Annotated in this window: 15 protein-coding genes and 1 pseudogene; 6 read left to right on the plus strand and 10 right to left on the minus strand. The window is 64.4% G+C overall.

Features of this window, described 5'->3' with window-relative positions:
* From mnmA to JHC57_RS17840, 4 genes are all read left to right on the plus strand, one after another.
* Nucleotides 1-1079, plus strand: a 1079-nt coding sequence (mnmA, locus tag JHC57_RS17825) for a tRNA 2-thiouridine(34) synthase MnmA (RefSeq protein ID WP_294031703.1), incomplete at its 5' end; no start/stop codon positions are given.
* Between the two features lie 47 nt (nucleotides 1080-1126).
* Entirely contained in the window at nucleotides 1127-1546 is a 420-nt protein-coding gene (locus tag JHC57_RS17830) for a hypothetical protein (protein ID WP_294031705.1), read from the plus strand.
* 588 nt (nucleotides 1547-2134) lie between these two features.
* Nucleotides 2135-2818 (plus strand): DsbA family oxidoreductase, encoded by a 684-nt coding sequence (locus JHC57_RS17835; RefSeq protein ID WP_294031721.1) that lies wholly within the window; start codon nucleotides 2135-2137, stop codon nucleotides 2816-2818.
* Nucleotides 2819-2874: 56 nt separating this feature from the next.
* Nucleotides 2875-3186 carry a hypothetical protein gene (locus JHC57_RS17840; RefSeq protein ID WP_294031706.1) on the plus strand — a complete coding sequence of 104 codons (312 nt, stop codon included), beginning with the start codon at nucleotides 2875-2877 and terminating at the stop codon, nucleotides 3184-3186.
* Nucleotides 3187-3340: 154 nt separating this feature from the next.
* Here JHC57_RS17840 and JHC57_RS17845 read toward each other — a convergent pair whose 3' ends face one another.
* The gene (locus JHC57_RS17845) at nucleotides 3341-4114 is read right to left on the minus strand and encodes a hypothetical protein (protein WP_294031708.1); all 774 of its coding nucleotides are present in this window, start codon (nucleotides 4112-4114) and stop codon (nucleotides 3341-3343) included.
* A 140-nt stretch (nucleotides 4115-4254) separates the two neighbouring features.
* Between JHC57_RS17845 and JHC57_RS17850 the strand changes: the two genes are divergently transcribed.
* Nucleotides 4255-4494 (plus strand): DUF2171 domain-containing protein, encoded by a 240-nt coding sequence (locus JHC57_RS17850; RefSeq protein WP_294031709.1) that lies wholly within the window; start codon nucleotides 4255-4257, stop codon nucleotides 4492-4494.
* A 275-nt stretch (nucleotides 4495-4769) separates the two neighbouring features.
* Here the strand turns inward: JHC57_RS17850 and JHC57_RS17855 are convergent, their stop codons facing one another.
* From JHC57_RS17855 to JHC57_RS17865, 3 genes are all read right to left on the minus strand, one after another.
* Nucleotides 4770-5216 (minus strand): hypothetical protein, encoded by a 447-nt coding sequence (locus tag JHC57_RS17855; RefSeq protein WP_294031710.1) that lies wholly within the window; start codon nucleotides 5214-5216, stop codon nucleotides 4770-4772.
* Nucleotides 5217-5370: 154 nt separating this feature from the next.
* The gene (locus JHC57_RS17860) at nucleotides 5371-5526 is read right to left on the minus strand and encodes a hypothetical protein (RefSeq protein WP_294031712.1); all 156 of its coding nucleotides are present in this window, start codon (nucleotides 5524-5526) and stop codon (nucleotides 5371-5373) included.
* A 339-nt stretch (nucleotides 5527-5865) separates the two neighbouring features.
* Entirely contained in the window at nucleotides 5866-6420 is a 555-nt protein-coding gene (locus JHC57_RS17865) for a DUF4440 domain-containing protein (RefSeq protein ID WP_294031713.1), read from the minus strand.
* A gap of 168 nt (nucleotides 6421-6588) precedes the next feature.
* Here JHC57_RS17865 and JHC57_RS17870 point away from each other — a divergent pair, with 168 nt between their 5' ends.
* On the plus strand, nucleotides 6589-7095 hold the full coding sequence (locus JHC57_RS17870) for a hypothetical protein (RefSeq protein ID WP_294031714.1): 507 nt from the start codon (nucleotides 6589-6591) through the stop codon (nucleotides 7093-7095).
* Between the two features lie 605 nt (nucleotides 7096-7700).
* Here JHC57_RS17870 and JHC57_RS17875 read toward each other — a convergent pair.
* From JHC57_RS17875 to JHC57_RS17900, 6 genes and pseudogenes are all read right to left on the minus strand, one after another.
* A complete protein-coding gene (locus tag JHC57_RS17875; RefSeq protein ID WP_294031715.1) occupies nucleotides 7701-8516 on the minus strand; it encodes a hypothetical protein in 816 nt (271 codons plus the stop codon).
* Nucleotides 8516-9004 carry a type II toxin-antitoxin system antitoxin SocA domain-containing protein gene (locus tag JHC57_RS17880; protein WP_294031716.1) on the minus strand — a complete coding sequence of 163 codons (489 nt, stop codon included), beginning with the start codon at nucleotides 9002-9004 and terminating at the stop codon, nucleotides 8516-8518. Before JHC57_RS17880 ends, JHC57_RS17875 begins: the two co-directional genes overlap by 1 nt.
* Before the next feature lie 80 nt (nucleotides 9005-9084).
* The gene (locus tag JHC57_RS17885) at nucleotides 9085-9315 is read right to left on the minus strand and encodes a hypothetical protein (RefSeq protein ID WP_294031717.1); all 231 of its coding nucleotides are present in this window, start codon (nucleotides 9313-9315) and stop codon (nucleotides 9085-9087) included.
* Between the two features lie 152 nt (nucleotides 9316-9467).
* Nucleotides 9468-10532 (minus strand): ribonucleotide-diphosphate reductase subunit beta, encoded by a 1065-nt coding sequence (locus JHC57_RS17890; protein WP_294031718.1) that lies wholly within the window; start codon nucleotides 10530-10532, stop codon nucleotides 9468-9470.
* Between the two features lie 3 nt (nucleotides 10533-10535).
* Nucleotides 10536-10880 (minus strand): hypothetical protein, encoded by a 345-nt coding sequence (locus tag JHC57_RS17895; RefSeq protein WP_294031720.1) that lies wholly within the window; start codon nucleotides 10878-10880, stop codon nucleotides 10536-10538.
* Nucleotides 10880-11685, minus strand: a pseudogene (locus tag JHC57_RS17900) (ribonucleotide-diphosphate reductase subunit alpha); the annotation flags it as partial. The pseudogene JHC57_RS17900 and the gene JHC57_RS17895, both read right to left, overlap by 1 nt.

The following is an 11685-nucleotide window of genomic DNA, read 5'->3' on the forward strand; positions in this document are numbered from 1 at the left end:
TCGTCGTCGCGATGTCGGGCGGAGTCGACTCGAGCGTCGTCGCCGCGCTCGCCGCAAGGTCGGGCGCCGAGGTGATCGGAGTGACGCTGCAGCTCTATGACCATGGTGCAAAGGCGAAGCGCGTCGGCGCGTGCTGCGCGGGGCAGGACATTCGCGACGCGCGCGCGGTCGCCGACCGGCTGGGCTTCGCGCATCATGTCCATGATCATGAAAGCCGTTTCCGCGACACCGTGATCGACCAGTTCGCCGACGAATATCTGTCGGGCCGGACCCCGATCCCGTGCGTCCGCTGCAACATGGGGGTGAAGTTCACCGACCTGTTCGCGCTCGCGAAGGACCTCGGCGCCGATTGCCTTGCGACCGGTCATTATGTCCGGCGCGTGATGGGGCCCGCGGGGGCCGAACTGCACCGCGCGGTCGATCCGGCGCGCGACCAGAGCTATTTCCTGTTCGCGACGACGCAGGAGCAGCTCGACTTCCTGCGCTTTCCCTTGGGCGGGCTCGAAAAGAGCGTGGTGCGCGAGATCGCGCGCGACCTCGGGCTCGGTGTCGCGGGCAAGCCCGACAGCCAGGACATCTGTTTCGTCCCCGACGGCGACTATGCGACGCTGGTAAGGAAGCTGCGCCCCGAGGCCGACGATCAGGGCGCGATCGTCCATGTCGACGGCACCGTGCTCGGCGCGCACAAGGGCCTCATTCACTACACGGTCGGCCAGCGGCGGGGGATCGAGATCGGCGGGCAGGCCGAACCGCTCTATGTGGTGCGGCTCGATGCCGGGAAGAAGGAAGTCGTCGTCGGCCCGCGGCGTGCGCTCGCGGTGTCGGGCGCGCGGCTGGGCGAGGCGAACTGGCTCGCCGATGTCGGGGGGCGCGAGGTGCTCGCCAAGGTACGCAGCATGGCGAAGCCGGTGCCGGCTCGCGTCGCGGGCGACCGGTTGATCTTCGGCGCCCATGAATATGGCGTCGCGCCGGGACAGGCGGCGGTGCTGTACGACGCGGCGGACGAAAGCCGCGTTCTCGGCGGCGGCTGGATCGAAGAGACGTTCGCGGCGGACGATCCCCGACCCGGAATGGATTGAACTTTTTCCCCCGATGGCGCAGCTTCGCCCGAAACAGGGAGAAGGTCATGGTCAACTGGGTCTTGCGCGGCGCCGTCCTGCTTTGGGCGCTGTTGTTCGTCATCGTCGGGGCGCGCGGGCTGTTCGATCCCGCGAGTTATGGCGAAACCTTCGGCATATTGGTCGAGGGGCCGGCCACCAACACGATCCGCGCCGATCTGTCGGCTTTCTTTCTCGTCGCGGCGGGCGCCGCGGCGATCGGGGCGCTCGTGCCCGGCTGGCTGCGGGCCCTGCTCGTTCCCGCCGCGCTTTACGGGACCGCGCTTGCCGGACGTCTGTTCGGAGCGGCGAGCGGCGATGCGGTCAATTCGGGCATCGTGCAGGCGATGATCATCGAGGCGCTGACGGTGCTGCTGATGGTCGGAAGCTGGTGGGTGCTGTCGCGACCGGCCGTCGCCGTGCCGGCCGAAGAGTCGGCCGCGGGATAGTGCATCAGGTCGGCGGCGAAGCATGATCGGGGCTGTCACGGCAGAATGACGTTGAACGGGATTTGCGCAAAGGCGCAGGGCTGAAGCGCTTCCCTCTCCGATCTCTGCGCCTCCGCGCGAATTCCTGTAATGCCCGCGTTCGACCGATTGCTGCCCGATCAATCATCGTCACCCCGGACTTGATCCGGGGTCCCGCTTGAAATCGAAACCTGCTCTTCCGCCATAAGAAGCGGGATCCCGGGTCAAGCCCGGGATGACGAAGCGGGGTGGCTTGCCGTCCGCTTTCCACCCCAAAAGGCGACGTATCCGGAAATCGGCGGATTTCCGTCGTTGCTTGTCATATTAACCATTTTGTGCGTTATTGCGCACCGGGTCGCTTCTGTTTTCCTTTGTGGTGGGGAGGAAGCGTATGGCAAGCGATGATGACAAGCGGGCGGGGTCCGACAGGCGCGAGGGTGACCGGCGCAGGACCGACGACCCGGATTATGATGGACCGGATCGCCGCAAGGGCGAGCGGCGAACGGGCAAGGAGCGCCGCTCCGGCTGAGCGCGGCGACGCGCGCCGACAGGAGAAGAATTTTGACCGAAGTGCGCGTGCCGCGTCTGAGCGTCGACATCGTGTCCGACGTGATGTGTCCCTGGTGCATCATCGGCTGGCTGAAATTCCGCGAGGTCATGGACCATTTCGCCGGCCGGCTCGACTTTCGCGTCCAGTGGCATCCCTTCGAGTTGAACCCCGACATGCCGGCCGAAGGCGAGGATGCCGCGGCGCATGTGATGCGCAAATACGGGATCAGCGCCGAGCAGAGCCGCGCCAACACGGGAAGGCTTGCCGGCATCGCCGGCGAACTGGGCTTCGCTTTCAACCGCGGTCCCGGTTTCCGGATGCGCAACAGTTTCGACGCGCATCGCCTGCTGACCTGGGCGGGGGCGCTTGAGGAGCCCGGGCAGGACGGGCCGACGGGCGTGCAGACCGACCTGAAGCTGGCGCTGTTCAAGGCGCATTTCACCGACAACCGCGACGTCGGCGACCATGAGGTGCTCGCCGATATCGCCGCATCGGCGGGACTCGATCGCGCGCGGGCGGCGGCGATCCTGTCCTCGGGCGAGTTCGGCGAGATGGTGCGTACCGAGGAAGCCTATTGGGCCGACCGGAATATCACCGGGGTGCCCGCCTTCATCCTCGGCGGGCGGATGCTGATCCCGGGCGCGCAGGATCCCGAGGTCTTCATCCGCGTGATCGAGACCAAGGTGCTGACGGCCGCCGCCTGAGGAACCGTGCGGCACGGCGACGCGTTTCCAGGCCATTCCCCCTGAAGGAGCTGGTCATGGCCGACGATCCCCGCAAAGCCGAAGCCGACGCGCCCGAAACGCGCAACCGCGAACAGGATGACGAGGAGGCGCAGGCGCAGAGCGTCGCCGAGGCGGCGCGGCGCGAGGCGCGGCTGGAGGACAGCGACAAGAAGCCGAGCGGCGACGCGAGCGACGATGTACAGGATCTGGTCGATCATATGCGCCAGATGGAGCGGTCGGGCCGGATCGACATGGACGCCTATCGCGGCGAGCGCAGCGACGACGACGAGGACGACGAACTCGGGCCCGGCGGCATCGAGGATGACGAGCCGCGCGGCGCGCCGTAGGATTGCGACCGAAGCGGCGCCGTATCGGGCGTGATCGGGCCGGTTGCCGCGCGTGGCGGAGCGGTCTCGTCGGGATTTCGCCCGGCCTCTGCCGCCATGATCGCGGCATGTCGGGACCAGCTTTCCATTATCCGGGGCCGCGTGCCGTTCCGGTCTAGTCGCGCGGTTCATCCGTTTCGGTGTCGGGATCGGCATTGTCGGCTTCGGTTTCGGCCGTATCGTCGGCGGCGATCGCGGCCGCATCGGCGGCGCTTTCGGCGTCCGATTCATCGGGCGGCGGCGGCAGTTCGTCCTTCAGCGGCGCGTTCGGTCCGTCGATCTGACGCTGGATATCGGCGGCGATCAGCTGCGCGACCGGATCGTCGCCGAGTGCGCCGAGCTCGTCGCGCCGCACCGCGAGCGCGGCGGTGCGGTCTTCCTCGGGCAGCTTTGCGACCTCGATATAGAAGCGCACCGCCTGCAGCCAGGGCGCGTCGTCGGTCAGCACATCCTCGGCCCAGCGGCTGAACGGCCCGCCGGCCTCTCGCCATTCGCCATTTTCGCGGTCGAGGAAGAAGAGGATGCGCGATCCCGCCGGAAAGACATAGCGGACGCACGCGCCCGCGAAGCTTTGCGGATGCGCTTCCCGAAGCTCGTAGGGATTGCTGAGCTGCATCGCGGCGCCGGTCGCGATCATCGCCGGGAGGGCGATCGGCACGGAGGGCATCGCGCCCTTCAGCGCCTCCACCGGTTCGACCGCGATCATCCGCTCCGACGTGCTGTCGGGCGCGAAATCGCCGGGGGTGACGGTGCCGAGCAGGATGAGATCGGCGCGCTCGACGAGCTCCATATTGGTCGGTACGCGGTATCCCGGGGCGACCGAGCAGGCGAGGGCGGGAAGCGGCGCGGCGAGCAGCGCGAGGGCGGCGAGCGGGAGGAGCGAGCGCATGGCGGGAGCGTAGCGCGCGGCGCGCCGGTTGGAAAGCGGGCCCGGCTTTGATGCAACCCATCTTGGTATATGGAGCCGACTCGGATTCCATGCGTATGATCGTCGGGCTCCCCTCCCCCGGAGCGGCAAGGAGAATGACCATGGCAGAGCATGACCACAGCGCGATCAAGGAAGACATGAATGTCGTCGGCGCCGACGGCGTCCATATCGGTACCGTCGACCATCTCGACGGCGAGCGTATCAAGCTGACCAAGGCCGACAGCGGCGACGGCAAGCATCATTATCTGCCTGCGGGTCTGGTCGCGGCGGTCGAGGGCGACACGGTGCGGCTGTCGGCGAATGCGGCGAACGCGGTCGACCTGTTCGAGGAAGCCGAATAGTCCATCCCGGACAACAGAGGGCCGGCCGCGCAATCGGGCGCGCCGGCACCGGAACTGGCCCGCCCCTTCCCCTTGGGGCGGGCCGTTTTCCTTTTCGGAGCGGGCGCTGCTCGCCGTCGGCGCATGACGAAAGGGAGCCGGCATCCCGGCTCCCTCCCCGATCGCAGGCGCGATGCGGTCTCTTCAACCTGTCCCGAGCGGGGAGCCAGGTGCACCCGGCTCCCCCCAGCGCGGCCACATCCCTCTTCGGGAGGGGGCGCCGCGACTTACCCCGTTCAGCGCGTCTCGACCTCGGCCGTGGTGCGCGCCTGGATTTCGGCGCGCGACAGCTTGGTGACGAGGCCGTGGGTCGCACCCACCGCGCCATGATAGATTTCGGCGAGCGGCACATTGTAGAGCTTGCCGCCGCGGATCACGACCGCGGTGTCGCCTTCGACGCTCTGCACCGTGCCGACGCTGTTGCCGCTCGTGTCGTAAAGCTCGGCGCCCGCGCGCACCTGCTCGCGCGTCGCGAGCGTCAGGTTCGCGGCGTCGACCGCCTTGCCGACCGTGTCGCCGACCTGTCCGACGGTGCCGGCGACCGGACTCGTGGCGGCGTTGCCGCCGAGGCCGACCTGTCCGACGAGGTTGACGTTGGCGACGCCGTCGGGGGCGAGCTGGGCGAGGGCCGGACCGGCGAGGAGGGCGGGGGTCAGCATCAGAAGGGCAAGGGGCTTGCGCATGTCTGTCTCCGTCGTGCTTCTGGCGTCGGCATCGGCGACCGCCCCGGGGGGAGAACGGCGCCGACGCCTTCGCCACGGGAAACCCGTGACATGTCCGATTGTTGCCCGCGCTTCGCGCCGATGCGACGGACGGCGCCCGGCGGGCGACGAGCGGCTAGTGGGTGCGCTGGCGCGGCGGGGCGGCGATCAGCTTGTTGAGCGTCGCGATGCGCCGGCGCGCCGCGGTCCAGTCGCGTTCGGGATGTGCCTGGATCTGATCGAGGAGGCTTCGCACCTCCTTGCGGCGGTCGCCTTCGGTCACGGCCTGCATGGGCTTTCTCCTTCCGGGCGCGAGTATAGCAGCGATTGCGCGGCGCGGAGGGCGGTTTGTCGCAAGACCGGGGCGATCAGGCGGTTCAGGCGCCGCCGTCGCGCCCTTCGCGATGCAGGCGCTCGACTTCGCGCTGGCGCGCGATTTTCCGGTCGCGGCTGTTGTAGCGGAGGTAGAAGGCACCCGCCGAGAGCGCCGCCGCGAGCAGCAGGATAAGGCCATAGGCAATGAGGGTGCGCGTTTCGATCGTCCCGGCTCCGGCGATTGGTGGTGGGGGATTCTACGGATGGCCGGAGGAAAGGTTGCTCCGTGCGCGGCGGGCGGCGGGCGTCGCGGGCGTCAGGGCGTGGCCGCGTCGGCGCCCGGCGGCGGATAGGGCGCGGCGGGGGCGTGGTCGTAGCTCAGGCTTTCCGACAGGCGAAAGCGGCCCTCGGCGGGCATCCACTGCCAGACGTTCATATATTTCGCGCCGCCGACCAGCGTCCAGCGCGGCGCGCGCGGCGTCCATTCGAAGAACAGATGCGCGCCCTCCTCGAGCGCGCCCCAGTCGCCCATCGGGCGGACGATGCGCGATCCCGGAACGAGCTGGCGCCGGTTCCTGTATCCTTCGTCCTCGCCGCCGGGCCGGCGCCGCGCGCATTGCCGTTCGAACCCCGCGACCATGTCGGCGCGATCCTTCGCCGACAGCCCGCCGCGATCGTGGATCATCCGATAATCGGGGGTGAGCAGGTCGGGCAGCGCCTGCGGCGTGCAGCCCTCGAACGCGGCCCAGAAGAGGCGCGCGTCGTTTTCGGCGATCGCGGCGGTCAGCGCGTCGCCCGTGGGCATCGGCGCGGGCGCGGAGGGCGGCACGGGCGGCGCGAGCGCGGCGGCGAGGAAAAGCGCGAAGGACATGACGGGGGGCTCCACAGTGTATTGCAATGATAATACAGTATCGCGCCGCAGGCGCAAGCCCATGGCATCGCGGTGCGGGGAGGGGCGGCGACGTCGGGGGCGGGGCCGGTGCGTGCGCCTGCGCGCCGGACTGGCGCGGCGCGGCCGCGCTTCCTATGTAGGCGCGCGATGACAGGCGGATTTTCCAGACAGATCGTGATCGGCCGGCTGAAGGCGAAGCCGCTGCTGGCGGGGCAATTGCTGTGCGGCCTTGCGGCGGCGGCGCTGGTCGTGCGGCAGGCGAGCGGCGCGTGGGGCGACGGCGCGGGCGAGGTGCTGCGCGCGCTGCTGTTCGGCAATCTGCTCGCGACCGCGGGAATCGCGGCGGCGCTGCTCGGCTTCGCAGCCTTTTTTCGCGCGTGGCGGCGCCGCGATGCCTTCATCTGGCACGACGGCGCGCGCCTCCATCGCGGCGCATCGGATAGCTGGCCGCTGCCGCTGATCCGCGACGTGGTGATTTCGAAGGGCGAGTTCGGCGTTTCGTCGCTGCGGCTGGTCGTCGACGACGACAGCGAGGTGACGCGCGAACTGGTGAAGCTCTACCTGCTCGCGGATTCGCCCGAGGCGGTGCGCGGCGGGGTGATGTTCGCGGTAGCGGGGCTGCGCGGGTTTCCGGCGGGGTCGGTGATGAATTGAGGGGTGGGCCACTCTCGTGATTTCCACGTTCGTCACCCCGGACTTGATCCCGCATCCGTGATAGAAGAGGTCAAAGTGGGAGGGGCGGACGGTGACTGACGAATTTTTCGTTTATGACAACTGGGTTCGGTCGAAGGCCATCGTCCACAGGGGCGGGTGTTCGTTCTGCAACAACGGCGACGGGTTGCACGGGAAGCGTAATACCAAAAGTAGTACGTGGCATGGCCCCTATTTCACCGCTGCTGATGCTCGGTCGAAGGCGAAATCCCTACAGCGAGATCGCAACGACGATTGCCAGAGTTGCGCCCCGTAGATTTTTACCGCTCGCACGCGCTGGATTCAGGAGCGAGGTGACGCTGGTGTAGAGCGTGCCATGCCGCGCGCTGGCCATGATATAGGCGCAGGGACTGGAAGTCGGCGTGCATGGGGTGAAGGCTGGGGCGGCGATGGACCCCGGATCAAGTCCGGGGTGACGAGGATTGGGTTGGAATGGATGCTTCTCTTCGTCGTCATGCCGGACTTGATCCGGCATCCATGCGGCGTCTCGGCAATGTGCGGGTTTAGTAAGCTGTCACCGAAGCCCCAATTCCTGAATTCCTGCGCCTCTATTCGCCGTCAAAAAGTTCGCCCTGTGCGCGGAGCGTGGGGGCTTCAAAAATGCCAGAATCGCGATCGACTCGTTCCTGCTCACGTTCTTTTTCGCGTTCACGAATAACTCGTTGCTGCAATTTTTCTGCGATAATCGGGATCGCTTGCTCTTGAGCGACAGCAAAAAACTCGAGCAAGTCTCTAAGCTCGCCAGATGAAAGCAGCTCGTGGTCTCCACGCCGCCAAATCTCTGGCATCCGCAGTAATCCGTCTGAGGTTTCGAACTCAGGAAAAAACGCAATCTCTCCGGGTGCGTGACGGTAAGCGCCATATGAGAACAAGCCGCTCTCATAGACAGTCGCTACAATCATTCTTTGGGTGTTATCCAAAGGTACTGACTTCCATCCACAAAGAACCACTGGAACTTGGAGGCGATTTTCGAGCACCGTAAATGCAGGCTTAGTCGGAATTCTCACATCACGTGAAATTGGAAAGAAGCCCTGATAACTGTCAACGTACCGGGCTTCGGAATACCGCCTCACCTCATCATAAGAGAAAAATGCCTTAACGAAGGCGGCGTTTTGATCTCGGCCCGCCGGTGCGCCAGCCTTTGCAATTGCCTTCAACGCCGTTTCGAGATCAAGCTGAAGCTTCACCCTGTCGTGGCACATTTTGGCAGCGGGCACATAGTTAAATGCAGGCACGCCTAACGCTAGGTTGGCTATCCTTGAGGCCGTGGCGACTTCGTCATTTGGAACGATTAGTCGCACCCAGTTCTGGGGTGCGGGAGGGTTAGCTACTTTTCGTAGGACCGACTGCAGTGTGGTTTTCATTAGTGCCTAACCTGTGCTGAAAAGTGCGCCAGAATAGCTTCGTCAGAAATTTCCATGCCAGGATTTATCCGGCCTTCATAATACCACGCTTTGTGCCAAGGGCCATCTTCGAGATGTGATTTTTCTACTAGATAACCGGGACTGAGTTCGAGATAGCTCGCGATTACGGTTCTTAGAAAATCTACTTGATCATCAGGAAGAGACCATTTTGCTACTTCCATATCCCCCGTATCAACATTCAGTTCTTTCGCAAAAAAACTGACATTCTTATCTCCGCACTTTTTAAACTCGTGGTATATTTCTCGGAATACAGGGCCGTATTGCCAAGCTTCTATCTTTGCATCGATCAGCGGCAATTTGTATTTTGCTAAATATGATCCGTGAGCAAAGTAGGCTATTTTATTAAGCGTCAAGTTGGAAGCTGGGCGGCCAATCTGATTGGCAACATCTAGAATCAAATTCGCAATTGCTTTGGGATTCTGATTCACATTCAACCTAAGCCTTCGTTCAAATTTTCCAGATGTTCTTTATTCGTTCTATCATGCTTATTGCGCTAATACAACTATCCTTAAACCGAAAACCCGCCCGCGTTCCGCCGGTTCGAGCTTGCCGCCAGCACCTTCTTCCCCGTCGGGGTCAGCGCCCATTTGGCGCCCTGTTTGACCACGAGGCCCAGCGTGACGAGTTCGTCGCGGACGGCGTCGGTGGGGAGTTGGGGGCGGCGGTTCGAGAGGCCTTCGAGGGTCGCGCGCTGCGGCTGGCTGAGGATCAGCAGTTTCTCTTTTTTCTTTTCGGTCATTTTTGGCCTCTGGCTTCTTGTTGTGGTGCCGGGGGGCTGGCGTCGCTGGCCCTCCCCGCGGCGACTAGGGAGCATAGCTCCCAAGTCTCGTGGTCGGAGCCACGGGTCTCCGCCCACCCCCTCCCGCAGGCGGGAGGGGTTTGAAAGTGCGCTTACTCGGCGGCGATGCCGGCTTTGGCGAACATGTCTTCGCCGTCGTCGCCCGCTTCGCGGGCCGTCGCGCCGTCGTCGTTCGCTTTCGCTTTCTTGCGGTTGTCGAAGCTCGACCAGACGGTGTTCCAGTCGCCGCGCGTCGCGCCCTTGCTGTATTCGGTCGCGCGCGTTTCGAAGAAGTTGGCGTGCTCGACGCCGTTCAGGAGCGGGGCGAGCCAAGGGAGCGGGTGCTCGTCGATCATGTAGATCGGCTGGAAACCGAGCTGGCCCAAGCGCCAGTCGGCGATGTAGCGGATGTAGCGCTTGATCTCCTTCGGCGTCATGCCGGGGACGGGGCCCTGTTCGAACGCGAGGTCGATGAACGCATCCTCGAGCCGCACCGTCTTCTGGCAGGTGTCGATGATGTCTTCCTTCACCGCCTTGGTCAGGCAGTCGCGTTCCTTCACGAAGGTGTGGAACAGCTTGATGATGCCTTCGCAGTGGAGGCTTTCGTCGCGGATCGACCAGCTGACGATCTGGCCCATGCCCTTCATCTTGTTGAAGCGCGGGAAGTTCATCAGCATCGCGAAGCTGGCGAAGAGCTGGAGCCCCTCGGTAAAACCGCCGAACATCGCGAGCGTGCGCGCGATATCCTCGTCGCTCTCGACCCCGAAGGTGCCCATATAGTCGTGCTTGGCGCGCATCTCGTCATATTCGAGGAACATGCCGTACTCGCTTTCGGGCATGCCGATCGTGTCGAGCAGGTGCGAATAAGCCGCGATATGCACCGTTTCCATGTTGCTGAACGCGGTCAGCATCATCTTGATCTCGGTCGGCTTGAACACGCGGCCATATTTGTCGTGGTAGCAATCCTGCACCTCGATATCGGCCTGCGTGAAGAAGCGGAAAATCTGCGTGAGCAGGTTGCGTTCATGGTCGCTGATCTTTTGCGCCCAGTCGCGGCAATCCTCGCCCAGCGGCACTTCCTCGGGCACCCAGTGGATCTGCTGCTGGCGCTTCCAGAAATCGAACGCCCACGGATATTCGAAGGGCTTGTAGGTCTTGCGGGCTTCGAGAAGAGGCATCGGTTACTCCACGGATCCAAGCGGAAGAATTGGGTTGCGGTTGCGGCGGTGCTTTTTGACGAAAGCGTAAATCAAAGCGCCTGCGACCGTTGCCGGCATCGACCAGAGAAAAACAAACAACATATACTCAACGGGGCCACCGGACAGAAGATCGAGGCTGCAGCCGAGCTGCTTTACATAGCCTGTCAGTCGGCGGCCCTCATGATCGCATTGTCCCGGCCAACTGGCCATCTGCATCAATGTCGCGCCGCCAACACAATAAGCCAGAACGCCCGCCATTAAACTCCAGAACTTGAGCGGACCAATTTGGGCATGATAGTCTCTCAGTTGCCGGATATTGTCGAACATCACTGACAGGCCAGACACTCGTCGTAATCGGTACTCTCGGCGCTCAGTTCGAACTTCGCCGCCTCGGGCGTGTTGTCGGCCTCGACCCCGCCCGCGAAGCCGGCGCGCTGCACCGATTTCGAGCGGAGATAATAGAGCGATTTGATGCCGAGTTCCCACGCGCGATAGTGGAGCATGAGCAGATCCCATTTCTCGACGTCGGCGGGGATGAAGAGGTTCAGCGACTGCGCCTGATCGATATAGGGGGTGCGGTCGGCCGAGAGTTCGAGCAGCCAGCGCTGGTCGATCTCGAAGCTGGTCTTGTAGCAGTCCTTCTCGTCCTGCGTCAGGAAGTCGAGGTGCTGGACGCTGCCGCCGCGTTCGAGGATCGAGTTCCACACCGCGTCGCTGTTCTTCGCCTTGTCGACGAGCAGGGCTTCGAGGTGCGGATTGCGGATCGAGAAGCTGCCCGAGAGCGTCTTGTGCGTGTAGATGTTCGCCGGGATCGGCTCGATGCACGCGCTGGTGCCGCCGCAGATGATGCTGATCGACGCGGTGGGCGCGATCGCCATCTTGCACGAGAAACGCTCCATCACGCCCTGATCGGCGGCGTCGGGGCAGGGACCGCGCTCGTTGGCGAGCAGCATCGACGCGGCGTCGACCTGCGCGCGGATATGCTTGAAGACGCGAAGGTTCGACGATTTCGCCATCGCGCCCTCGAACGGCAGGCCGCGCGCCTGCAGGAAGCTGTGGAAGCCCATGACGCCGAGCCCGACCGAGCGTTCGCGGCTGGCGCTGTATTTGGCGCGCGCCATTTCGGGCGGGG

The sequence above is a fragment of the Sphingopyxis sp. genome, from assembly GCF_016463645.1.
Lineage (GTDB): Bacteria > Pseudomonadota > Alphaproteobacteria > Sphingomonadales > Sphingomonadaceae > Sphingopyxis.

Excerpts from the sequence above, each read along its gene's own strand:
- JHC57_RS17830 (WP_294031705.1), top strand. The coding sequence starts at position 1,127 with ATGGTCAACTGGGTCTTGCGCGGCGCCGTCCTGCTTTGGGCGCTGTTG.
- JHC57_RS17840 (WP_294031706.1), top strand. The coding sequence starts at position 2,875 with ATGGCCGACGATCCCCGCAAAGCCGAAGCCGACGCGCCCGAAACGCGC.
- JHC57_RS17845 (WP_294031708.1), bottom strand. The coding sequence starts at position 4,114 with ATGCGCTCGCTCCTCCCGCTCGCCGCCCTCGCGCTGCTCGCCGCGCCG.
- JHC57_RS17850 (WP_294031709.1), top strand. The coding sequence starts at position 4,255 with ATGGCAGAGCATGACCACAGCGCGATCAAGGAAGACATGAATGTCGTC.
- JHC57_RS17855 (WP_294031710.1), bottom strand. The coding sequence starts at position 5,216 with ATGCGCAAGCCCCTTGCCCTTCTGATGCTGACCCCCGCCCTCCTCGCC.
- JHC57_RS17860 (WP_294031712.1), bottom strand. The coding sequence starts at position 5,526 with ATGCAGGCCGTGACCGAAGGCGACCGCCGCAAGGAGGTGCGAAGCCTC.
- JHC57_RS17865 (WP_294031713.1), bottom strand. The coding sequence starts at position 6,420 with ATGTCCTTCGCGCTTTTCCTCGCCGCCGCGCTCGCGCCGCCCGTGCCG.
- JHC57_RS17870 (WP_294031714.1), top strand. The coding sequence starts at position 6,589 with ATGACAGGCGGATTTTCCAGACAGATCGTGATCGGCCGGCTGAAGGCG.
- JHC57_RS17875 (WP_294031715.1), bottom strand. The coding sequence starts at position 8,516 with ATGAAAACCACACTGCAGTCGGTCCTACGAAAAGTAGCTAACCCTCCC.
- JHC57_RS17885 (WP_294031717.1), bottom strand. The coding sequence starts at position 9,315 with ATGACCGAAAAGAAAAAAGAGAAACTGCTGATCCTCAGCCAGCCGCAG.
- JHC57_RS17890 (WP_294031718.1), bottom strand. The coding sequence starts at position 10,532 with ATGCCTCTTCTCGAAGCCCGCAAGACCTACAAGCCCTTCGAATATCCG.
- JHC57_RS17895 (WP_294031720.1), bottom strand. The coding sequence starts at position 10,880 with ATGTTCGACAATATCCGGCAACTGAGAGACTATCATGCCCAAATTGGT.